Source organism: Pseudomonas sp. LTR0 (assembly GCF_036630035.1).
In the GTDB taxonomy this organism is placed as follows: domain Bacteria; phylum Pseudomonadota; class Gammaproteobacteria; order Pseudomonadales; family Pseudomonadaceae; genus Aquipseudomonas; species Aquipseudomonas putida_Y.
Window position 1 is genome coordinate 3,941,511 of sequence record NZ_CP123734.1, and the last position, 22,142, is coordinate 3,963,652.

A 22,142-nucleotide genomic window follows, 5' to 3' on the forward strand; every position below is an offset into this window, starting at 1 on the left:
TCATGTCCGTGCATTCCAACGCCTTCAACTTTTCAAGTTTCGTTCAAGGCAGTGTCGACCCGCGCACCGGCCAATATGCGTTAAGCATCGACCTGCCAACACTTAACGCCAATAACCTGTGCGGTCCCGACCTGCCGTTGCAGCTTAATTTCAACCCGATGAACAACGAGAAGACGGGGTTCGGTACTGGCTGGAGCCTGAAACTGACACGCTTTACCGTCTCCAGCGGCATGCTCAACCTGCACAGCGGTGAAAGATTCAAGGTCGACAACAATGGTCCTGGGGAGGCTGCCGTCATCGCGGAGCGTAAGCTGGAAAGTTTTCACTTCAGCGATATCAGCGAGGGCGAACAGAAACGCTTTCGCATTGCGCACAAGTCGGGCCTGACCGAAATCCTCGAACCACGCGACGCCAACTATGATTGGGCAGTGCCGGTACGGGTACTGGCGCCGTCAGGGCATGGCATCAACCTGCACTACGCACCAGACAAGACCACGCCGCACCTGACATCGATCAGCGATGACAGCAAGCGCGTGTTACTGCGCATTGATTACACCGGCAACGCCGAGGTACTTATAGATATAAACCCGGGCACCGAGGCTCATGCCCGGTTTACCTTGGGGCTGCAAGGTGGTCACCTGACAAGTGTGTCCCTGCCGGGCCCGGACAAAGCAGCCTGGCAGTTTGACTACGTCCCCTATGATAACGATAGCCTGTACTACCTGACCCGCCTGGAAAGCCCCGTCGGTGGCATCGAAACGGTTAAGTACAAGGTGGACGGCCATGCGTTTCCAGGTGTGAAAGACAAATACCTGCCCTACGCCACCGAACACATCCTTCAGCCCGACCCACTGGACGATACCACTTACCTGAAAAACACCTACGAGTTCAGCAACAACAACTTCCTGGGCAATGGTGCCGGTGTCAGCTGGTCCGACACGGGTCTAGACATTCTCTACGACTCCTCTGATCCCACCTTCCGCTACCAGTCCACATCACACCACTACCTGGGCGACCAAGTGCTGCGAACGGTCACACGCACCTTCAACCGCTTTCATCTCCTGACCGAACAGGTCACCCAACAACAGGGTTGCATCGAAACCGTCACGACCAAGTACCACGAAGTAGACAATCTGAACTTCAAGGCTCAGCCCAACCATTTCCAGTTGCCCCACCAAGTGACCAAGTCCTGGACGCTGGACGGCAACTCCAACAAGCGCCGCGATGAAACCCTGGTGACCCTGTACGACACCTTTGGCAACCTGACCGAGGAGATCCAGGCCAACGGCATACGCACGGTACGCGAGTACTACTCCAATGGATGCGAAGGCTGCCCGGAAGACCCAGAAGGCTTTGTGCGCAACCTGAAATGTGAAACGGTCTACCCGGCGCCCGTGGCCGACAGCTCACTGGATGCTGCTCCGATCAAGCGCAACCGCTATCGGTACGTCAAACTACCCGCTCTGGCCCAGGCCACATCCCAGCAACTGCCCAACCACTGGCTGGCACTGGAGAACGAGGACACCTTCGAGGTCAAGATCGAGGCACGCGCTGGCGGGCAGAAAGCAGAAACAGAACACCTGCTGCACAGTAATCACCGCTACTACCTGAACATGCCTGAAAATCCACTCTTGCATGGCCGCACCGACAAGCATGAGTTCAGCATGAACGGTTTCTCGGCCAGTACCGCCTGGCGCTATGAGATCACCAATGATCTCGACGGTAATCCTACCTGGCTGCAGACCAAAGAAACCTACAAAGCACCCGGCGGCACGCTCGAAACGACGACCCGCGCCGCGCAGTCGATCATTAGTGGCCAGTTGGTCGAAGATGAAGATCTCAATGGCGTGGTGAGCCGCTTCCGCTACGACATGCTGAACCGCCTGATAGAGCACACTACGGCGCCCGACAGCGTTTACCAGGCCACCCGTAGCTACGCCTACCGATTCTTCATCGATGAGGGACGAAAACGCTCCTATGACCAAGTCACTGACGCCAAAGGGGTGATCACACGGGTGGTCTACGACGGCCTGAACCGGCCGATCAGGGAAGAGCGCGAGGTCATCGTTGCTGGCGACCCAGCAACGCGCCTGACGCGCACGCTATCGACGTCACGCTATGACTCGGCAGGCCGCCTCATCCGCGAGACGCTCTACGACTACCCACCTGTCGATGCAGGTGCGCAGGCCCCGCAACAGCCCGACGTCACCACGACCTATGACTATGGCTACGACGGCTGGGGTGCACGCAGCCAGGTATTCCGCTCGGATGGCGTCACGGAGTTCACGGACTCCACACCGTTCGGCGTAGGCGGCGATCTGGTCACCGAGTGGATTGAAACCCGGGACCAACCGGGCGTCAGGCAGAATGTGCGGGTCAGCCAGCTGAATGCCTTCAACAAACCATCCTACGAGTACCGCCAGATCGAAGAGCCAGGTCAACCACCGGTGCAAGTCGGCCGCACGGACTACGTCTACGATGGGTTTGGCCGCTGCACCCAGGACACTTTCAGCTCCACCACACCGGGCAGCAAGGCAGTACCCCGCATCCGCAAATTCAGCTATGACGTCTGGGGACGCATGTACAAAACCGTGCGCCCGAACGGTAGCGCGCTGCTGCGTAGCTTCGTCGGGTACAGCGTGGAGGAACTCACCACCAGGCTGGAAGTGCAAAAAGCGGGCAGCGACACCGCCGAAACGGTATTCAGCCGCAGCTACGATGGCCTGGGCAGGCTGAAACAGGTGAAGATCGGCCCACGGATCGAGGACTACGACTACGTGACGCAGACCTTGCTGATCGACAAGCGTACGGCTTACGCACAAGACAAGAACCGCAAGCGCGTCATCCAATACAATTACCTGCCGCAGCTGACTGAACAACCCACCATGCTGGATGCCAGTATCGAAGTGCCAGGGCAACGGCATTCCACTACGCAGGCCATCTTCGGCTACGACAAGACCACCGCGCAGATATCGAGCGCCGACAACGGCAATGGCCGACACGGGTATGAATACACCCAGGAGGGCTACCTGGCTAAAGACACCTGGATGGTCGGGGGCAAAGAGCAACACCACAGTGACTACAAACACTCCCTTCAAGGCAGGATACGCACTCGCAAGCACTCCGATGGCCACGAGTGCGAATACGGTTATGACGCCGAGGGCCGCGTAAACAGCATCAGCCAAGGGGCGCTGCACAGTGTTCTCAAGTACAACAGCCAGGGTTTGCTGTGCAGCACCGAAACCCGTGACGGCGGGAATGCCGATCGCTGCGTGCTGTGCACCCAGACATACGATGCCCTGGGCCGTGAGAAAACACGCACGCTGACCGTAAATGGCGCTGCAGAACAAGTGTTGAGCCTGGAATGGTACGACAATGACTTGCTCTATAGCCGTACGCTGGTTCGGGACGCAAAGGAGGTGCGCAAGGAAACCTTCGAGTACGATGAACTCGATCGCTTGGTCCAGTACACCTGCACTGGCGAGGACCTGCCCAGCGACACCAAAGGGCGCCAGATCAGTGTCCAGCTGTTCCGCCTCGACGATTTGGACCGGCTAACCCGTCGCGCCACCGAGTTTGCCGATGGCAACAGCGAGAGAGCCGACTTTACCTACAAAGAGGATGGCAGTTTCCAATTGGAAAAGGTTGCCTATCGCCTGCTCGAGGGCTACACCGCCCAACAGGCCTTCGACGATGAATGGCAGGCATTCGAAGAGGAGCAGACATTCGACGAAGAGCAGACGTTCACCTATGACGAGCAAGGCAACATGCTCAATGACGAACTTGGCCGCAAGCTTGAGTACGACACCCTTGGCCGTTTGCAACGGGTCATCGATGTCGACGGCAAAACCACGCTGGTGGAGTACCAGTACGACGGGCATGATCAATTGCTGGCATCGCGGCATGCCGACGGCCGCCAGGTACATCGCCGTTTCCTGGGCCATCAGCTGGACAGCACGCTGGAAAACGATGTCCTGACTCAATACCTGTACAGCGGCATCCAGCCCCTGGGCGTTCAGCAATACCCGGCCGCCCCCGAGGCCACACGGCTGCTGCACAGCGATATCGCCGGTAGCGTGGTCAGCGAAACCGATGCCCAGGGTACCCGCCACGCCAACTACAGCGTCTATGGCGAGCGCCCTGCCGACAACGGCATGCGCACCCTGCTGGCGTTCAACGGCGAAGCCCGCGAAGAAGCGCTTGGCTGGTATCTGCTCGGCAGCGGCTATCGTGCGTACAACCCAGGACTGATGCGCTTCCACAGCCCAGACTCGCTAAGCCAGGAGGAAGCAGGCATCAATCCCTACCTGTACGCCCTAGGCAACCCGGTGAACTGGCGCGACCCTACCGGGCACCGTGTCCAAGGCATCCCTCCTGACCGTGTACCACCATCGTATATCGACCCGCCCGAGAAGCCCAAAGCGCCTTGGGGCGCTTGGATAGGCGTGGCCATAGCCGGGGTGATATTCGCCGCTTCAGTATACTTAATGCCGTGGTCAGCGCCATTGAGTCTTAGTTTAGCCCCTAAATTCGCCTTGGGGGTCGCGGGTGTCACCGCCAACGGCATCGCGTTCTTTGGACAGATCTATATCGCCGTCAACAATGAAGAGGACCAGAACCTGCAATACATACTCTTTGGACTCTCCTTTGCGGGCGGTTTCGCTTCGGGGGTCGGGATCAAGGCTAGCAGAGCGGCGCTCCACGCGGCCAAAGCGGCTGCCGCCAGAACGAGTGGAATAAGCGCAGCGCTCAAAAACATTGGCGAGATGAACGCAGGTATCATCAAACATGGGGGCAAGCTCTCACCAGTGGCAAACCCATCTTCTGCCGGTGGGGGTTCGCTCTCCCGAGCCTCGACAATGGCTACCAGAGGAAGTAACAGCCCAAGGATCTTAACCAGAACAAATTCTAACAGGTCGGTGGTTAACCCTTCGGAAACTCCTCCGAATTCACCTACGCTCCCCCGTAATAACCCCACCTCGAGCCCTCCCTCGACCTACGCGTCCTCAGAAAACCTCTCTCAGGAGTCTCAAGTGCTTCAAAACGGTAATGGGGCGACATCTCCGCCCCCTATCGCATACCCAGACTTCACGATATTGGGTGTTGGCGACGAACTCGTATTGAAGAAGAGCAACGGTTTGGGGCTAGGGTATGTAGTGAAAGTAAACAGCTACTAGTGACCCCAACCAGGTTCCCGCTGCGCAACGCAGCGGGAACCTTCCCACAATGCAGTACCCCTCGCTCACGCTGATTACTCCGCCAGACACTGAAGACTCTTCCTACATTACCTCACCCCCGCCCCGCCTAACCTAGCGCCCTCGAACTCGGCGTACACCGTCTTTTGAAGCACCCCTGCGCCGCTGCTCGCTTCACAACACAGCCACCCCACCGGTACTGCCTTGGCACTGACCGGTAGCGCAGCTCAGGACCCCCCAATGCCTCGACTCGATCGGCGCAGGCACCTGCCATCACGCCTACGCCTTGCCCCGCTTTCGCCACTGCTGGGTGCCTTTGTGACCTTGGCACCCGCCACCTCCACGCTTGCCGAAACCTCACCTGTCACGTTCCAGGCAGGCTTCATGCGCCAGCCCCCCGGCCAGGCGACGGATGCCGGGGCAGTGGCGCTGCAGAGCCTGGCTGCACATACCCCGCTACCAGCAGGGCGCTATCGCGTTGCCCTGCTGGTAAACCTTGCCCCCATCGAAGAGCGGGAGCTGGAGTTCCATGCCGCTGCCAATGGTAGTGGCCTGCAACCCTGCCTGACCGGCGACGTGTTGCGTGCCCTGGACCTGCGCGAGCAAGCGCTTGAGACAGCCCTGCCCGAGGATGATAGCTGTGTCGACCTGGCAACCCTGATCCCGCAGGCCAGTGTCGACTTCGACCCGGCGCAGCTGCGCCTGTCGTTGTCGATCCCACAGGTTGCCCTGCGCCAGGACCGCTCGGGCAACGTGCCGCAAGAGCGCTGGGACGCGGGCATCAATGCAGCGTTCGTCAACTATCAGGTATCGGCCCAGCACAGCAGCCTGCGCGAAGGGCGCAACACAAGCAGCCAAGACCTCTACCTGAACAGTGGGATCAACCTGGGTGCCTGGCGCCTGCGCAGCCAACAGGCACTGCGCCAGGGCGATGACGGTACACGGCAATGGAGCCGCAGCGACACCTACGCCCAGCGTGACCTGCCCGGCCTGCGCGCGAACCTCACCCTGGGCGAAACCTTTACCGGCAGCGATGTGTTTCGCAGCTTTGCTTTTTCTGGCGTGCGCCTGGCCTCCGACCAGGAGATGCTCTCCGATACCCTGCAGCAATATGCTCCGGTCATCCGCGGTGTTGCACAAACTCGGGCGAAGATCGAAGTGCTGCGCAACGGCTTCCCGATCTATTCCAGCTATGTAGCCCCGGGACCGTATGCCATCGACGACCTCAGCGTCGGTGCCGGTCACGGTGAGCTGGAGGTGGTGGTGACCGAAAGCGATGGGCAGGTCAGCCGCTTCATCCAGCCCTATTCATCGCTGGGGAGCCTGCTACGCGAAGGGGTGTGGCGCTATACGGGCACCGCTGGCCGCTACAACGGTGCCGAACACCTCGACAAGCCAGGGTTCTGGCAAACCACCCTGGCCCGCGGCGGCACCTGGAACAGCACGCTTTATGGCGGCCTGCTGGCCAGTGACTACTATCGCGCCTACGCACTGGGGGCGGCCCGCGACTTCGCTGACCTGGGTGCGTTGTCGCTGGACGTCACCCAGGCGAGCACCGACCTGGGTGGTTCGCTGGGGCAAGTGCAGGGGCACAGCGTTGCCCTGCGCTATGGCAAAAGTTTCCAGACCCGCACCAGCCTGCGCTTTGCCGGCTACCGCTACTCCACCGAGGGCTACCGCGACTTTGACGAAGCCGTCCTGCAACGCAATAGCGCTTCGCGGTTTGCCGGTAGCCGGCGCAGCCGCCTGGAAGCCTCGGCATACCAGACCATGGGCCAAAGCAGCTCGCTGAGCCTGACCCTGTCGCAAGAAGACTACTGGCGCAGCGACTACCAGCGTCGTCAGTTCCAGCTGCAGTACAACACACGCCTGGGTGACCTCGGGGTCAATCTCTTCGCTTCGCAATCACTGAGCGAACGCAATACCGACAGCAGGATGTTCGGGCTGAGCCTGAGCCTGCCACTGGACTTCGGCCGCCGGCAGACCACCCGTTTCGACCTGCAACGCGTCAACGGCCAGTATAGCGAGCGCGCCAGCCTGCAAGGCGGTTTGCTGGATGACCGCCTCAGTTACTATGCGGCGCTGGCCAACGACCAGAACAACCGCAAGAGCGGCAACCTATCGCTTGCCTACCAGGGCAGCAAGGCCAGTTATGGCGTAGGTTACAGCGAGGGCAGCAACTATCGCACCCTGTCGCTGAACGCCAGTGGCTCGATGCTGGCCCATGCCGACGGCATCACCTTCGGCAGCTACATGGGGGAGACCACGGCGCTTGTACACGTACCCGACGTCGCCGATCTCGGCATGCAGAATGCCACTTCGACACGGACAGATGCCGATGGATACCTGCTGGTCCCATACCTGCGCCCCTATCGGGTCAATTCACTGGTACTCGACACCGACCAACTGCCCCCCGAAGTGGTCATCGAAAATGGCAGCCAGCAAGTGGTTCCACGCCGAGGTGCAGTGGTCAAGGCCCGCTTCGACGCACGCCGGGTGGTGCGCATGGTGCTCACGCTGCAACACCCCGACGGCCGCCCACTGCCGTTCGGCGCCGACGTCAGCGATGAGCAAGGCAAGTCACTGGCCGTGGTCGGCCAGGCTGGGCAAACCCTGCTGGCAAGCACCCAGCAAGGTCCGCAACACCTGACGGTACGCTGGCAGGACGACGGTAATCAACACTGCCAGGTTGCGGTGAACCCGCAGAACCTGCCACTGCTCGATGGCTTCCGCATGCAAACGCTGCAATGCCTGCCCGTATCGGTTGACGACACCAAACCGGCATCTGCCGACGACTCACAGGAACACGCCTAATGACCCCGCCCCACACCCGCCGCCTGCGCCTGCTTGCCTTAACCCTCTGCAACCTCATGCCCTGGCTGGCGGCGACCAGCGCGCAGGCCAACTGCAGCTGGGGCGCCGGCAGCGCAACCTACATGACCTTCAAAAACCAGAAGGTCAGTTTTTCGATCCCGCGCGATGCACCCGTCGGGACGCTCATCGGCGAGGCCAGTCTATACGCTAAAAATGACCAAGGGGCGACCTTGACCTGCTTCTATAACGCTGCCACCCCAGTCACTGCCAGGCTGCCCAACAGCGCACCACCGTTCGTCGGCAGCCTGCCCCTCATGGGCAACAAGAACGTGGATGGCATGGTGATGCAGACCAACATCAAGGGCGTGGGCGTTGCCATCGATCTTGGCTTCCCCTTCAATGGCAGTGCCGACAACACCTTCACGCCCGACGCAGGCACTGGCATCCCCTACACAGGGACCATGACCAAGCCGACCTCGTTTAGCCTGCCACTGGACGCAATCCGCGGCAAGGCCAGCTTCATCAAGATTGGCGATATCGACCCTGGGCCGCAAGAGGTCGACGTGGAGGTGTTTCATGGTTTCATCCATGACTTAGGCAAAGTCATGGATTACAAGGTCCAGGCCACCATCACCCGCGCGCAGTGCTCCCTGGCAGGAAACCAGGTGAATCCCGGCCTTGTGAACATGGGGGAATACAGCATCGATGACTTCAAGGGGGTCGGCACGCCCCTAAATTCCGTTCCATTCCAGATCACCCTCAACAACTGCGTGGACAGCAGTGCCCCGGGTACCAAGCGTGCGGATATCCATCTGATGCTGGATACCAGCCAAGGCTCAGTCCCCATCGACCCCACCGAAGGCGTGTTCAGCATACTCCCGGGATCAGGCAGCGCCGACGGCGTCGGCATCCAGATACTGCACAGCGACAACACTACACCGATGCCCCTGCAGTCCGAGCAGTTGATCAAGGAACTGGATATTGGCCAAACCGTGCTGCATTTCAATGCCCGCTACGTGCAGACCGAGGCCCGGGTGACACCTGGCGTGGCCGCTGGCGCGCTGAACTTCACCGTTCACTACCGTTGAACAGTGCAAGCCCCTGAACAAGGGGCTTTAGCACAGGGTTGTATCGGGGTGAAATCGAGACGAAAAAAAAGGGACCTGAGGTCCCTTTTTTATCTTACGTTTGGAGCGGGAAACGAGACTCGAACTCGCGACCCCGACCTTGGCAAGGTCGTGCTCTACCAACTGAGCTATTCCCGCATTGTGAAACTTTACCGCTTTTGGCGTGAAGCGCCTTGACGACCTTCACCACCACTGCACCGCATAGACGCCACAGTATTTAAACTGGAGCGGGAAACGAGACTCGAACTCGCGACCCCGACCTTGGCAAGGTCGTGCTCTACCAACTGAGCTATTCCCGCATTTGGCGTCCCCTAGGGGACTCGAACCCCTGTTACCGCCGTGAAAGGGCGGTGTCCTAGGCCACTAGACGAAGGGGACACACAACACTTTTCAGTGCACCAGAACATGAACCTCACGATTCAGCCTGGATTTTCTTTTCCTGCCCCGCCGTTAAGCAGTGCCGGAGAAACTGGAGCGGGAAACGAGACTCGAACTCGCGACCCCGACCTTGGCAAGGTCGTGCTCTACCAACTGAGCTATTCCCGCATTGGCGTCCCCTAGGGGACTCGAACCCCTGTTACCGCCGTGAAAGGGCGGTGTCCTAGGCCACTAGACGAAGGGGACACGCTGCTGGCATTACTGCCTGCTTTCACTCCCTGCTGCGTTTCGCTGTGTGCTTTACGCTGCAAGTGGCGCGCATTCTATGGATGGTTCGGGAAGGCGTCAACCCCTTTGTAGAAATTTATTTAAATCAATGACTTCCGGGTACACCCAGCGCTGTTTTGGCAAGCCTGCCGGGGTTTGGCGTTGATTTTCTGGCGTCAAGTCAGCATTAATGTGCCAGCATCCAGTCATGGCACAGTTTGCCGATAGAAAAAGAGAATGGCTGTCAGGGCCTCTCGCGAGCAAGCTCGCTCCTACACTCAATATGCAAACCTATTCATGAGGCATTAACGGTGACACCACTTCTGATCACCCTGCTCATCGTGGCGGGCATCGCGTTGCTGATCGTGATCGGCTACCTCAACAATGTGGTCGAGAATGGCAAGCTTGAGCGCGCCCGGACGAAGATCGAGCTCGCCGACCGCCTGCGTCGCTGTGGCGAAATCACCGAGACGTTCCCCGGCCAGTTCATGACCCCGGCTCTCAAATTGCTGCTGACCCGCCTGGAGCTGAACCTCAACCAGCGCCTGCTGGCGGTGGACAAGCACAATGCCGAATTCAAGGCGCGCATCGCCGAACTGGAAGGGCTGATTGCCCTGGGCGACAAGCTCCCGGTCTGCAACCCTCCTAACCCGATCCACACCGAGATCAAGGCCAAGGACGTACGCTTCTTGCTGGAGGCGCTGCACAATCAGGTGACCCGCGCAGCCCAGGAAGGCTTCTTGCCAACGACCGAGGCCAAGCACTGGGTCAAGGAGATCCGCCATATTCTGGTGTTGTTGCATATCGAGTTCTTCAACAACCTGGGCCAGCAGGCTTTGCAGAAAGGCCAGCCCGGCCAGGCGCGCCTGGCCTTCGAGCGCGGCGTGCAGTATTTGCGCAAGCAGCCGGAGCCGAAGGTGTATGAAGAGCAGCTGACGTATCTTGAGAAACTGTTGGCCCGGGCCAATGCCCAGGTAATGGACCGCATGGCACCGGCGGAGGACGAGCACAACGAATTGACTGATGGGCTCAAGACCGATGAGGAAGAGACCTGGAAGAAGAAGGTGATCTACGACTGATTGGTTAACCTGTACCGACCTCTTCGCGGGTAAACCCGCTCCTACAAGCGAAGAGGCCGGCACAGGCAACATCGATCAGCAGTCAGTCAACGCCAGAAAGATCGCCGCCAACCGCTCCAGCCCCACCTGGTCCGCCTCGCTGAACCGCCCGACCGTCGGGCTGTCCAGGTCCAGCACGCCAATCAACCTGCCGTCCTTCACCAACGGGATCACCAGCTCGCTGTTGGAGGCACTGTCACAGGCAATGTGGCCCGGGAATGCATGTACATCCTCGACCCGCTGGGTTTGCCGCGTTGCCGCCGCGGCCCCGCACACACCTTTACTGAACGGAATGCGCACACACGCCACCTGGCCCTGGAACGGGCCCAGCACCAGCTCTTCGTTGCGGTTGAGGTAGAACCCCGCCCAGTTCAGGTCGTCCACCTGGTTATACAGAAACGCCGAAAACTGCGCGGCGTTGGCGATGAAGTCACGCTCGTCGGCGAACAGCGCCTGCACTTGCGCCGCCAGCAGGTTGTAGCCGTCGAGGCCGGCGCCACTGGCATTGAGGTCGATCATTTATTTTTGCTCCAGCAATTGCAGCCCGACCCAGTAGCGGGCGAACTGATAGGCACAACGGCCATTACGGTTGCCGCGGCCGGTGGCCCAGCGCACGGCGAGGATGTCGAGTTCTTCGGTGCGCTGCCACACAAGGCCCGCAGGTTGTGCCAACTGGCCAATCCAGTGCTCCACAACATTCAGGAAATGGTCCTGGGTGAACGGGTAGAACGACAGCCACAGGCCAAAACGGTCAGACAGGGCAATCTTGTCCTCCACTGCTTCACTGGGGTGCAGTTCGCCGTCGACACGCTTCCAGTTCTCGTTGTCGCTTTCCTTCTCGGGCACCAGGTGGCGGCGGTTGGAGGTGGCGTACAGCAGCACATTGTCCGGGGCTTGCTCCAGCGAGCCGTCGAGCACGCTCTTGAGCACCCGGTAGTCGCCCTCCCCGGCTTCGAACGACAGGTCGTCGCAGAACAGGATGAAGCGTTGCGGCAGCTTCTGCAGTTGCTCGACCACCCGTGGCAGGTCGGCCAGGTGGTCACGTTCGATTTCGATCAGGCGCAGGCCGGCGCTGGCGTGCTCAGCCAGCAAGGCACGTACCAGCGACGACTTGCCGGTACCGCGCGAGCCCCACAGCAGCGCGTGGTTGGCCGGCAGGCCGTTGATGAACTGGTGGGTGTTGCGGCCCAGCTGGTCGCACTGTTTGTCGACGCCGATCAGGTCGGTCAGGCGAATGTCCAGGCTGACGTCCAGCGGCAGCAGGTAGCCGCTGCGGCCATCACGCTGCCAGCGCGCGGCCAGTGTGGTGCCCCAGTCGATGTGCGGGCGTTGTGCCGGCAACAGGGGTTCAAGGCGCGCCAGTACCGATTCGGCGCGGTCCAGAAAAGCGATCAAGCGAGCGTCCATGACGACTCCTAACAATCTCAGTTTTGTGGGGGCCGCTGCGCGCCCCTTCGCGGGCTTGCCCGCTCCCACAGGGCTTGCCTTCAGCCTGGGGCTAAGCTGTACCTGTGGGAGCGGACAAGCCCGCGAAGGGGCGCCAAGCGGCCCCCGCCTGGCGATCAACTGAAATGAACAGACAGACCCACCAGCAGCCGGGGCTATTCGGCTATGCTTGCGCAGCGCAAGGAACGGGAAACCGGCTCGGGACTCATGGATATCAAGTTCACCAATCGCCTGTCATACAAGCAAGCCCGGTTGACAGTCCTGGTCGGCTTCATCCTGGGAACATTGCTCAGTCTCATCCAGATCGGCATCGATTATGCCAGCGAAGACGCGTCCATCAACCGTGAAGTGAACGCGCTGCTGCAAATCAGCCACAACCCGGCCTCGCGCATCGCTTACAACATCGACTCGGAACTGGCGCTGGAGCTGACACGCGGCCTGCTGCAGTCGCCGGCCGTCATCCGCGCACGGCTGATCGACAACAACGAAACGGTACTGGCCGATGTCGAGCGGCCCAAGCTGCAAGACCGCTACCGGCCACTCAGCGACTTCCTGTTCGGCGAGCAGCGGCAGTTCAAGGAGCGCCTGTACCTGACCCACATGCCAGAGCAATACCTGGGCACCCTGTATCTGGACATCGACACCTTCGCCTTCGGCAGCCGCTTTCTCGACCGTGCCGGCATTACCCTGCTCAATGGTTTCGCCCGCAGCCTGGTGCTCACCGGCATCTTGCTGGCGCTGTTCTACATGATGCTGACCAAGCCGCTGGTGACGGTGATCGGCGCACTCAGCGGCCGCGACCCGCGCAACCCCCGGCAAACGCGCCTGGAATGCCCCCACGGACACGAGCATGACGAAATCGGCGTGCTGGTGAAGGTCGCCAACCAGCAGTTCGTCAGCATGGCCACCGAGATTGAACAGCGGCGCACCGCGGAAAACCGTCTGACCCAGTACCTGAACGAGCTGGAAGACATTGTGTCGGCACGCACCAACGAGCTCAAGGCCAGCAACAGCAGCCTGAGCCTGTCCAACCAGGAGCTGGAACAAGCCCGCAGCCGAGCGCTGGACATGGCCCAGGCACGCGCCGCCTTCCTGGCCAACATGAGCCACGAAATCCGCACCCCGCTCAACGGCATGCTCGGCATGATCGCCCTGGCACTGGACAACCCGCTGCCCAGCGAGCAACGCCAGCAACTGGCTATCGCCCATGACTCGGGCAAGGTGCTGGTAGAGCTGCTGAACGATATTCTCGACTTGTCCAAGTTCGATGCCGGCCAACTGGAACTGGAACGCATTGCGTTCGACATGGGCTCAATGGTGGAAGACACCGCCAACCTGCTGTCGCAGAACACCGCGCAAAGCGTGGAGCTGACCTGCCTGATCGCCAGCGACTTCCCCAGCAGCGTGCTTGGCGACCCCACGCGTGTGCGGCAGATCGTCAGCAACCTGCTGTCCAACGCGCTGAAGTTCACCCGCTTCGGCCGCGTCGATGTGCGCTTGGCGGCCATTGTCGGCGGTGTGCGTCTGGAGGTACGGGATACCGGCATCGGCATCCCCGAAGACGCCCAGGCGCGCATCTTCCAGCCTTTCACCCAGGCCGGTGCCGGCATCACCCGCCAGTACGGCGGCACCGGCCTGGGCCTGGCGCTGACGCGCAACCTGTGCAAGGCCATGCAGGGTCACCTGCACATTCGCTCCGAGCCGGGCTTTGGCAGTTGTTTTACCGCCGAATTGCCGCTGACCGTGCACACCGAAGCCATCCCGCCAGCGCCCTTGCATGGCCGCGTGGCAGCATTGAGTGCAGCCGGCAGCGGGCTCAGTGAACTGTTGCAGCACTTGCTGCCCGCCTGGGGCCTGACCTACCAGCGCCATGACAGATGCGCCACGCTGGATGCCGAAGCGATCGACCTGTTGATCACCGACGACGTCGAGCACCTGTTCGAGCTGCGCCCGGCATTGAAAACCCCGATTCTGCTGGTGACTGCCTACGGCAACTTCCTGCCCAACGAGCAGTCCTTGGCTTTGGCCCCGCTGCACCAGCTAGCCCGGCCATTGGCACGCAACGCCTTGTACCAGACCCTGCGCCGCACCTTGCAAGGCCATGAGCCCGAACACCCGCTGGCCATCCCGGCCATTACCCAGGAGCAAGGCCGTGCGAGGATTCTGCTGGTAGAGGACAACCCGGTGAACCAGCTGGTGGCCAAGGGCATGCTGGCCAAGCTCGGCTGCCAGGTGCAACTGGCCACCCAGGGCGCGGAGGCCCTTGAGCTGCTGGCGCGCGAGGAATTCGACCTGGTGCTGATGGACTGCAACATGCCGGTGATGGACGGCTACGAGGCCAGCCGGCGTATCCGCCAAAGCGGCCGCTGGCCCGAGTTGCCCATCGTCGCCCTCACCGCCAACGCCATGCCCGAAGAACGCGAACGCTGCCGGGCGGCGGGCATGAACGACTACCTGGCCAAGCCATTCCGCCGCGAAGAGCTACTGGCCTTGGTCGACCATTGGGTGCCCTTCAGCGGCTGAGCAAACGCTCGATGTCTCCCTCCAGGGCCTGTGGCTTGGTGGTGGGGGCATAGCGCTTGACCTGGCCACTGGCCGGGTCGACCAGAAACTTGGTGAAGTTCCACTTGATCTTCTGGCTACCCAGAATGCCCGGGCCGCGCCGCTTGAGCTCAACGAACAGAGGGTGAGCGCCCGGGCCGTTGACCTCGACCTTGCGAAACAGCGGGAAAGTCACGCCGAAATTACGCTCGCAGAACTGCGCAATTTCCCGCGCATCGCCAGGTTCCTGCTTGCCGAACTGGTTGCACGGAAAGCCCAGTACCACCAGGCCACGGTCACGGTAGGCCTGCCACAGTTGTTCCAGGCCCTTGTACTGCGGGGTAAAACCGCACTGGCTGGCGGTATTGACCACCAACAGTACTTTGCCCGGGAAGTCGCCGAGCTTTTTGTGCTCGCCGCCCAGGGTCACGCAGGGGATGTCCAGTATCGATGCAGCCATTGTCGGGCTCCGGTCAGTCGCGCGGGCGCAGGTCGATGCACACCGAGTTGATGCAGTAGCGCAGGCCGGTCGGTGGCGGGCCGTCAGGGAACACATGCCCCAGGTGCGCGTCGCAACGGGCGCAGGTGACCTCGGTGCGGATCATGCCGTGGGACGTGTCGCGGATCTCGATCATCGCGCTGTCCTCGATCGGGGCGTAGAAGCTTGGCCAACCGCAGCCAGAGTCGAACTTGGTCTGCGCATCGAACAGCGCCAGGCCGCAGCAGATGCAGTGATAGATACCGTCGCGGCGCTCGCTGTTGTACTTGCCGCTAAATGGCCGTTCGGTGCCCTTGAGGCGGCATACCTGGTACTGCTCGGGGTCGAGCATCGACCGCCATTCGTCCAGGGTTTTTTCGATCTTTTTCATGTAGAAACCTCGGCAGGCTGAATTTCACCCCACACCGTCTTTTCCGGGGCGCGGGTGGCACGTATATTAGTTGGCTTCGTGTGCCAGGCGTTCAGTCTGGCACCCGCTTCCTGCCCTTTCAAACCTTTCGGCGGGGCGTAGCGCGTTTTCTCAATCGGGATCCCATCATGCAGTTCAGCAAATCGAACAAGCTCGCCAATGTCTGCTACGACATTCGCGGCCCAGTGCTCAAGCACGCCAAACGCCTGGAGGAGGAAGGCCACCGCATCCTCAAGCTGAACATCGGCAACCCGGCGCCGTTTGGCTTCGAGGCGCCTGATGAAATCCTTCAGGATGTGATCCGCAACCTGCCCACCGCACAGGGCTACAGCGACTCCAAAGGCCTGTTCAGCGCGCGCAAGGCGGTGATGCAGTACTGCCAGCAGAAAGAAATCGAAGGCGTCACCATCGAGGACATCTACCTGGGTAATGGTGTGTCCGAGCTGATCGTCATGTCGATGCAGGCACTGCTCAACAACGGCGACGAAGTTCTGATCCCGGCCCCCGACTACCCGCTGTGGACAGCCGCCGTGAGCCTGGCCGGCGGCAAGCCGGTGCACTACCTGTGCGACGAGCAGGCCGACTGGTTCCCCGACCTTGAGGACATCAAGGCGAAGATCACCCCGAACACCAAGGCGCTGGTGATCATCAACCCGAACAACCCGACCGGCGCCGTCTATTCCAAAGAGCTGCTGCTGGGCATGCTGGAGCTGGCCCGCCAGCACAACCTGGTGGTGTTCTCAGACGAGATCTACGACAAGATCCTGTACGATGAAGCTGTGCACATCAGCACCGCCTCGCTGGCCCCGGACCTGCTGTGCCTGACCTTCAACGGCTTGTCCAAGTCGTACCGGGTGGCGGGCTTCCGCTCTGGCTGGCTGATCATCTCCGGGCCCAAGCACCACGCACACAGCTACATCGAAGGCATCGACATGCTGGCCAACATGCGCCTGTGCGCCAACGTGCCGGCCCAGCATGCCATCCAGACCGCGCTGGGCGGATACCAGAGCATCAACGACCTGGTGCTGCCACCGGGGCGCCTGCTGGAGCAGCGCAACCGCACCTACGAACTGCTCAACGATATCCCCGGGGTCAGCTGCGTGAAGCCGATGGGGGCGCTGTATGCGTTCCCGCGGATCGACCCGAAGGTTTGCCCGATTCTCAACGACGAGAAGTTCGCCCTTGACCTGCTGCTGTCGGAGAAACTGCTGATCGTACAGGGGACGGCGTTCAACTGGCCGTGGCCGGACCACTTCCGCGTGGTGACCTTGCCGCGGGTGGATGACCTGGAAGCGGCAATTGGCCGGATCGGCAATTTCCTGAAGGGGTATTCGCAGTAGGGTTCGATGGGGGCGCCGGGAGGGGGGGGCGCCGGGAGGGGGGGCGCCGGGAGGGGGCGACGAGGGGTTCGACGAAAGATTGATGGTGGGGCGTAGATCGAGCGCCGCCCGCGCGGCGCATCGCGAGCAAGCTCGCTCCTACATTTGTTTCGGGCCAGTTACGCCTGCGACAGGCGCGCGCGACCGCCGGGCCCGTACCACACGATATCGCGTCATGCACCAAGGCGTTCGCGCGCAAATCCCACAGGAATGATTGGCCCGAAACAAACGTAGGAGCGAGCGCAGCTCGCGATGCGCCGCGCGGGCGGCGCTCGATCTCACAGGCGCCACCCCACTTGCGGCAAACACCCAGCGCCCTTGACGCAGCCCCCAAGCCGAAGGTTTCTTACATCCTGCAACGCTCTATCCCACAGCCCCCGAGCCATCCTCTGCCATACTCCGCCGTACACAGTTTGAAATAGTCCCCCGATTGAATCGGCGCGGCAGGCCCCTTATATACCCCGCAGTAAGCGACAACTCATCCGTCAGGAGAACGTAACAACCATGATGCGCATTCTGTTGTTTGTAGCCACCAACCTCGCGGTGGTGCTGGTTGCAAGCATTACCCTGAGCCTGTTCGGTTTCAACGGGTTCATGGCCGCCAACGGGGTCGACCTTAACCTCAGCAGCCTGCTGGTGTTCTGCGCCGTGTTCGGCTTTGCCGGCTCCCTCGTCTCGCTGTTCATCTCCAAGTGGATGGCGAAGATGACCACCGGCACCCAGATCATCAGCCAGCCGCGCACCCGCCACGAACAGTGGCTGCTGCAAACGGTCGAGGAGCTGTCCCGCGAAGCGGGCATCAAAATGCCTGAGGTGGGTATCTTCCCGGCTTACGAGGCCAACGCCTTCGCCACCGGCTGGAACCGCAACGACGCGCTGGTCGCAGTGTCCCAGGGCCTGCTGGAGCGCTTCTCGCCCGATGAAGTGCGTGCGGTACTGGCCCACGAAATCGGCCACGTTGCCAACGGCGACATGGTCACCCTGGCGCTGGTACAGGGCGTGGTGAACACCTTCGTGATGTTCTTTGCACGCATCATCGGCAACTTTGTCGACAAGGTCATCTTCAAGAACGAAGAGGGCCAAGGCATTGCCTACTATGTGGCGACCATCGTTGCCGAGCTGATCCTTGGCATCCTGGCCAGCATGATCGTGATGTGGTTCTCGCGCCGCCGCGAATTCCGCGCCGACGAAGCCGGTGCGCAACTGGCCGGTACCGCGGCAATGATCGGCGCCCTGCAGCGCCTGCGCGTGGAACAAGGCCTGCCGGTGCACATGCCCGACACCATGAAGGCCTTCGGCATCAATGGCGGCCTCAAGCACGGGCTGGCCGGGTTGCTGATGAGCCACCCACCGCTGGAAGACCGCATCGAGGCCCTGCGTCAGCGCGGCTGATCCACCTGATAAAAACAAAGGGCGACTTCGGTCGCCCTTTTTTATTCCCGGCCTTACGCAGCTTCTGTGGGAGCGGGCGCGTCCGCGAACACCGGCAAAGCCGGTGCCATCTACCGCGTCGCCTGGTTCGCGGGCGCGCCCGCTCCCACATGGGCCGGGGCAGCCTGCCCTACCTGCTTACCGGCTGAGCCGGTACACCCGCTCCAACAAACTCGACGCCCCGGCCTGCACAAACTTCGGGCTCTCCTCAATCACCTCCACAGCCTCCAACTGCTCCACCTGCCACCCCGCAAACCCCTGCCTCAGCTCTCCATCCCCTACCGAAAACGGCGGCCCGGCCAACAACGACTGGTCATACTCCAACGTCACCACCAACCCACGGCAATTCGCCGGCAGCAAACCCGACAACAGCTGCATATACCGCGCACGCATCTGCACCGGCAGCGCAATCACTGCCGCCCGGTCATACAGCCCCACGCAGTCAGCCACATCCTCTGCCCGCAAGGCAAAGAAGTCGCCACACCACAGCTGCACATCTCCACTGCGCCAAACTTCGAATGCACCCTGCTGCCGCACCTCGGCCTCAAGACCGTGCTCACGGAAAAAATCCTCCACCGCCCGCCGCGACAGCTCCACACCCAATACGCAATGGCCCTGCCCGGCCAGCCAGGCCAGGTCCAGACTCTTGCCGCACAGGGGCACCAGCACGCGGCTGCCCGGTGCCAACTGCAACTGGGGCCAGTACGTCTGCAGATAGGGGTTCACCTGCGTCTGGTGAAAGCCGATCTGATTGTCAGCCCACCGCTGCTGCCAGAACGCTGGTTCCATGATCACTCCCGATTTTTAGATGATTTGTCGGTAAAACTTGGTTTGGATTTCGATCTGTAGTTAATCGAAGATGGTTGCATCTTAACCTTCAGGACCCCGCCATGCTGCCCAGCCTGTTCATTTCCCATGGTTCCCCCATGCTTGCCCTGCAACCCGGCGCCAGCGGGCCGGCGCTGTCCGGGTTGGCCAACGCCCTGCCCCGGCCGAAAGCGATCGTGGTGGTGTCGGCGCACTGGGAAAGCCGCGAGCTGCTGGTCACCGGCAACGCACAGCCGGAAACCTGGCATGACTTCTACGGCTTCCCACCGGCCCTGTATGCGGTGCAGTACCCGGCGCCGGGCGAGCCCGGGCTTGCCGGGCAGGTCAGTGAGCGGTTAAAGGCTGCGGGGTTACCCGCGCACCTGGACATGCAACGCCCATTCGACCATGGCGCCTGGGTGCCGCTGTCGCTGATGTACCCGGATGCCAGCATTCCCGTGGTGCAGGTTTCACTGCCCAGCCACATGGGGCCTGCACTGCAGCTGAAGGTGGGCCAGGCACTGGCAGGGTTGCGTGCCGAGGATGTACTGCTGATGGGTTCGGGCAGCATTACCCACAACCTGGGTGAGCTGGACTGGCATGCAGGGCCGGATGTGATTGAGCCATGGGCCCTGGCGTTCAGGGATTGGGTGGTAGACCGGCTGCAGGAGGATGACCAGGCGGCGTTGCTGGATTACCGGCAGCAGGCGCCGTTTGCGGTGCGCAACCATCCCAGTGATGAGCATTTGCTACCGCTGTTCTTTGCCCTCGGAGCCGGGAGCAAGTTCGGCGTGGTGCATCAGGGGTTTACCCTGGGCGCGCTGGGGATGGACATCTATCGGTTCGACTGAACGGCCTCTTCGCGGGCAAACCCGCTCCAGGTACAGGTACTGAAATCTGTGGGGTACCTGTGGGAGCGGGCTTGCCCGCGAAAGGGCCGGTAAAGGCAAAAAAAATCCCCGACCTAAGCCGGGGATTTTTTCGTTACGCCAGGATCAATCCTCGCGGTAGCGACGCAGCTTCAACTGCTTGCCAGCCACGCGGGTGTCCTTGAGCTTGGACAGCAGCTTCTCGAGGCCGTCTTCCGGCAGCTCGACCAGGCTGAAGCTGTCGCGCACCTGGATGCGGCCGATAGCGTCACGCGCCAGGCCACCTTCGTTGAGGATCGCCCCCAGCAGGTTCTTGGCAGCGATGCCATCACGGGCACCCAGGGCGGTACGGCAACGCACGCGGCCTTCGGCCAACGGCAGCGGCGCACGGCGCTCACGATCACCACGGTCAGGGCGCTCGCCACGCTCACCGCGCTCGGTACGCTCACCACGCGGGGCGAAGCTCGGCACCAGCGGCTGCTCGCGCTCTACCGCCGCCAGGTCCAGCGCCTGGCCATTGGTGGCCTTGCGCAGCAGGGCCGAAGCCAGGGCACGCGCGCTGCAACCCAGGTCGGTGGTCAGGCGGTCGAACAGTTCGCCGTGGGTGGCTTCTGCTTCGGCTACCAGCGGCGCCAGGCTCGAGGTCAGCTTCTTGATGCGGGCATCCAGCACGGCCTGGGCATTCGGCAGGCGCGCTTCGGCAACCTTCTGCCCGGTAACACGCTCGATCACCTGCAGCATGCGGCGCTCACGCGGGGTAACCAGCAACAGTGCACGGCCATCGCGACCGGCACGGCCAGTACGGCCGATTCGGTGTACGTAGGACTCCGGGTCGTACGGCATGTCAACGTTGAATACGTGAGTGATGCGCGGTACGTCCAGGCCACGGGCAGCGACGTCGGTGGCGACGACGATGTCCAGGCGGCCATCCTTGAGCGAGTCGATCACGCGCTCACGCTGGTTCTGGGCGATGTCGCCGTTCAGCGCAGCAGCCTTGTAGCCCTTGGCTTCCAGCGCGGCGGCCAGGTCCAGGGTGGCTTGCTTGGTACGCACGAAGGCGATCAGCGCGTCGAACTCTTCCACTTCCAGCAGACGCAGCACAGCCGGGATCTTCTGGTCCGCGTGGACCATCAGGTGGGCCTGCTCGATCGCGGTAACGGTCTGGGTCTTGGTCTGGATCTTGACGTGCTTGGGTTCGCGCAGGTGGCGCTCGGCGATCGAACGGATCGACGACGGCAGGGTTGCGGAGAACAGTACGGTCTGACGGGTAGCCGGGATTGCGTCGAAGATCACTTCGAGGTCGTCCATGAAGCCCAGCTTCAGCATCTCGTCGGCTTCGTCCAGTACCAGGTACTGTACGGTCGACAAGACTTTTTCGTCACGACGCAGGTGGTCGCACAGACGGCCCGGGGTGGCCACGACGATTTGCGCGCCGTTGCGGATCGCACGCAGCTGTGGGCCCATCGGGGCACCACCGTAGACGGCGACAACGTTCACGCCCGGCATCTGCTTGGCGTAGGTTTCGAAAGCGGTAGCAACTTGCAGCGCCAACTCACGGGTTGGCGCCAGGATCAGGGCTTGCGGTTCGCGCTTGCTCACATCGATCTTGTTCAGGATCGGCAGGGCGAAGGCAGCGGTTTTGCCGGTGCCAGTCTGCGCCTGGCCGATCATGTCGTGACCGGCGAGGATGATCGGGATCGATTGTTGCTGAATGGCGGACGGCTCTTCGTAGCCGGTAGCCACAACGGCAGCAACAATGTTCGGATTAAGATCGAGAGCGGCGAAGCCGCCGGTTTCCTGGGTCATGGGTCTGCCTCTAGGTGCATCCGCAAAGACCCATGCTCCAAAGCTGCACATGCCTT

The 22,142-nt window shown here is 61.5% G+C and carries 13 protein-coding genes, 5 tRNA genes and 1 pseudogene; 8 read left to right on the forward strand and 11 right to left on the reverse strand.

The window, feature by feature from the left end; genetic code table 11:
• Positions 1–2: 2 nt before the first annotated feature.
• The 3 genes from QCL51_RS18085 (at position 3) to QCL51_RS18095 (ending at position 9,097) form a co-directional block, all read left to right on the forward strand.
• Positions 3–5,177 carry an RHS repeat-associated core domain-containing protein gene (locus tag QCL51_RS18085; RefSeq protein ID WP_274102759.1) on the forward strand — a complete coding sequence of 1,725 codons (5,175 nt, stop codon included), beginning with the start codon at positions 3–5 and terminating at the stop codon, positions 5,175–5,177.
• A gap of 258 nt (positions 5,178–5,435) precedes the next feature.
• Positions 5,436–8,009 carry a fimbria/pilus outer membrane usher protein gene (locus tag QCL51_RS18090; protein ID WP_021784796.1) on the forward strand — a complete coding sequence of 858 codons (2,574 nt, stop codon included), beginning with the start codon at positions 5,436–5,438 and terminating at the stop codon, positions 8,007–8,009.
• Positions 8,009–9,097 carry a fimbrial protein gene (locus tag QCL51_RS18095; protein WP_028696975.1) on the forward strand — a complete coding sequence of 363 codons (1,089 nt, stop codon included), beginning with the start codon at positions 8,009–8,011 and terminating at the stop codon, positions 9,095–9,097. The genes QCL51_RS18090 and QCL51_RS18095 overlap by 1 nt, the downstream gene beginning before the upstream one ends.
• A 101-nt stretch (positions 9,098–9,198) precedes the next feature.
• Here the strand turns inward: QCL51_RS18095 and QCL51_RS18100 are convergent.
• From QCL51_RS18100 to QCL51_RS18120, 5 genes are all read right to left on the reverse strand, one after another.
• Positions 9,199–9,274 (reverse strand) — tRNA-Gly (locus tag QCL51_RS18100).
• A gap of 85 nt (positions 9,275–9,359) precedes the next feature.
• Positions 9,360–9,435: transfer RNA gene (locus QCL51_RS18105), tRNA-Gly, on the reverse strand.
• A gap of 3 nt (positions 9,436–9,438) precedes the next feature.
• Positions 9,439–9,514: transfer RNA gene (locus QCL51_RS18110), tRNA-Glu, on the reverse strand.
• Positions 9,515–9,606: 92 nt separating this feature from the next.
• Positions 9,607–9,682: transfer RNA gene (locus QCL51_RS18115), tRNA-Gly, on the reverse strand.
• Between the two features lie 2 nt (positions 9,683–9,684).
• A tRNA-Glu gene (locus QCL51_RS18120) sits at positions 9,685–9,760 on the reverse strand.
• A 332-nt stretch (positions 9,761–10,092) separates the two neighbouring features.
• Between QCL51_RS18120 and QCL51_RS18125 the strand changes: the two genes are divergently transcribed.
• Positions 10,093–10,860, forward strand: a complete 768-nt coding sequence (locus QCL51_RS18125; protein ID WP_021784794.1) for a hypothetical protein — start codon at positions 10,093–10,095, stop codon at positions 10,858–10,860.
• 75 nt (positions 10,861–10,935) lie between these two features.
• Here the strand turns inward: QCL51_RS18125 and QCL51_RS18130 are convergent, their stop codons facing one another.
• Complete coding sequence (locus QCL51_RS18130; RefSeq protein WP_003247105.1) at positions 10,936–11,418, reverse strand: GAF domain-containing protein; 483 nt, start codon at positions 11,416–11,418, stop codon at positions 10,936–10,938.
• Entirely contained in the window at positions 11,419–12,306 is an 888-nt protein-coding gene (locus QCL51_RS18135; protein ID WP_084851602.1) for an ATP-binding protein, read from the reverse strand.
• Positions 12,307–12,510: 204 nt separating this feature from the next.
• Here QCL51_RS18135 and QCL51_RS18140 point away from each other — a divergent pair, with 204 nt between their 5' ends.
• The gene (locus tag QCL51_RS18140) at positions 12,511–14,868 is read left to right on the forward strand and encodes an ATP-binding protein (protein ID WP_028696976.1); all 2,358 of its coding nucleotides are present in this window, start codon (positions 12,511–12,513) and stop codon (positions 14,866–14,868) included.
• On the opposite strand, the gene QCL51_RS18145 is transcribed toward QCL51_RS18140, so the two are convergent.
• Entirely contained in the window at positions 14,858–15,346 is a 489-nt protein-coding gene (locus QCL51_RS18145) for a glutathione peroxidase (protein WP_021784792.1), read from the reverse strand. The genes QCL51_RS18140 and QCL51_RS18145 overlap by 11 nt on opposite strands.
• Positions 15,347–15,359: 13 nt before the next feature.
• Entirely contained in the window at positions 15,360–15,755 is a 396-nt protein-coding gene (gene msrB / locus QCL51_RS18150; RefSeq protein ID WP_016715103.1) for a peptide-methionine (R)-S-oxide reductase MsrB, read from the reverse strand.
• A 167-nt stretch (positions 15,756–15,922) separates the two neighbouring features.
• On the opposite strand from msrB, the gene QCL51_RS18155 reads away from it, so the two are divergent.
• Together QCL51_RS18155 and htpX are read left to right on the forward strand one after the other, a co-directional pair.
• Positions 15,923–17,134, forward strand: a complete 1,212-nt coding sequence (locus QCL51_RS18155; protein ID WP_003247100.1) for a pyridoxal phosphate-dependent aminotransferase — start codon at positions 15,923–15,925, stop codon at positions 17,132–17,134.
• 543 nt (positions 17,135–17,677) lie between these two features.
• The gene (gene htpX / locus QCL51_RS18160; RefSeq protein WP_010952899.1) at positions 17,678–18,565 is read left to right on the forward strand and encodes a protease HtpX; all 888 of its coding nucleotides are present in this window, start codon (positions 17,678–17,680) and stop codon (positions 18,563–18,565) included.
• A gap of 177 nt (positions 18,566–18,742) precedes the next feature.
• Here the strand turns inward: htpX and QCL51_RS18165 are convergent, their stop codons facing one another.
• Positions 18,743–19,393 carry a thiopurine S-methyltransferase gene (locus QCL51_RS18165; RefSeq protein ID WP_021783117.1) on the reverse strand — a complete coding sequence of 217 codons (651 nt, stop codon included), beginning with the start codon at positions 19,391–19,393 and terminating at the stop codon, positions 18,743–18,745.
• Between the two features lie 101 nt (positions 19,394–19,494).
• Between QCL51_RS18165 and QCL51_RS18170 the strand changes: the two genes are divergently transcribed.
• Positions 19,495–20,262 carry a class III extradiol ring-cleavage dioxygenase gene (locus QCL51_RS18170; RefSeq protein WP_021783116.1) on the forward strand — a complete coding sequence of 256 codons (768 nt, stop codon included), beginning with the start codon at positions 19,495–19,497 and terminating at the stop codon, positions 20,260–20,262.
• Between the two features lie 144 nt (positions 20,263–20,406).
• On the opposite strand, the pseudogene QCL51_RS18175 reads toward QCL51_RS18170, so the two are convergent.
• Positions 20,407–22,120 (reverse strand): annotated as a pseudogene (locus QCL51_RS18175) (DEAD/DEAH box helicase).
• Positions 22,121–22,142 lie beyond the last annotated feature (22 nt).

Excerpts from the sequence above, each read along its gene's own strand:
- QCL51_RS18130 (WP_003247105.1), bottom strand. The coding sequence starts at position 11,418 with ATGATCGACCTCAATGCCAGTGGCGCCGGCCTCGACGGCTACAACCTG.
- htpX (WP_010952899.1), top strand. The coding sequence starts at position 17,678 with ATGATGCGCATTCTGTTGTTTGTAGCCACCAACCTCGCGGTGGTGCTG.
- QCL51_RS18145 (WP_021784792.1), bottom strand. The coding sequence starts at position 15,346 with ATGGCTGCATCGATACTGGACATCCCCTGCGTGACCCTGGGCGGCGAG.
- QCL51_RS18155 (WP_003247100.1), top strand. The coding sequence starts at position 15,923 with ATGCAGTTCAGCAAATCGAACAAGCTCGCCAATGTCTGCTACGACATT.
- QCL51_RS18085 (WP_274102759.1), top strand. The coding sequence starts at position 3 with ATGTCCGTGCATTCCAACGCCTTCAACTTTTCAAGTTTCGTTCAAGGC.
- QCL51_RS18135 (WP_084851602.1), bottom strand. The coding sequence starts at position 12,306 with ATGGACGCTCGCTTGATCGCTTTTCTGGACCGCGCCGAATCGGTACTG.
- QCL51_RS18165 (WP_021783117.1), bottom strand. The coding sequence starts at position 19,393 with ATGGAACCAGCGTTCTGGCAGCAGCGGTGGGCTGACAATCAGATCGGC.
- QCL51_RS18140 (WP_028696976.1), top strand. The coding sequence starts at position 12,511 with ATGCTTGCGCAGCGCAAGGAACGGGAAACCGGCTCGGGACTCATGGAT.
- QCL51_RS18170 (WP_021783116.1), top strand. The coding sequence starts at position 19,495 with ATGCTGCCCAGCCTGTTCATTTCCCATGGTTCCCCCATGCTTGCCCTG.
- QCL51_RS18095 (WP_028696975.1), top strand. The coding sequence starts at position 8,009 with ATGACCCCGCCCCACACCCGCCGCCTGCGCCTGCTTGCCTTAACCCTC.
- QCL51_RS18090 (WP_021784796.1), top strand. The coding sequence starts at position 5,436 with ATGCCTCGACTCGATCGGCGCAGGCACCTGCCATCACGCCTACGCCTT.
- msrB (WP_016715103.1), bottom strand. The coding sequence starts at position 15,755 with ATGAAAAAGATCGAAAAAACCCTGGACGAATGGCGGTCGATGCTCGAC.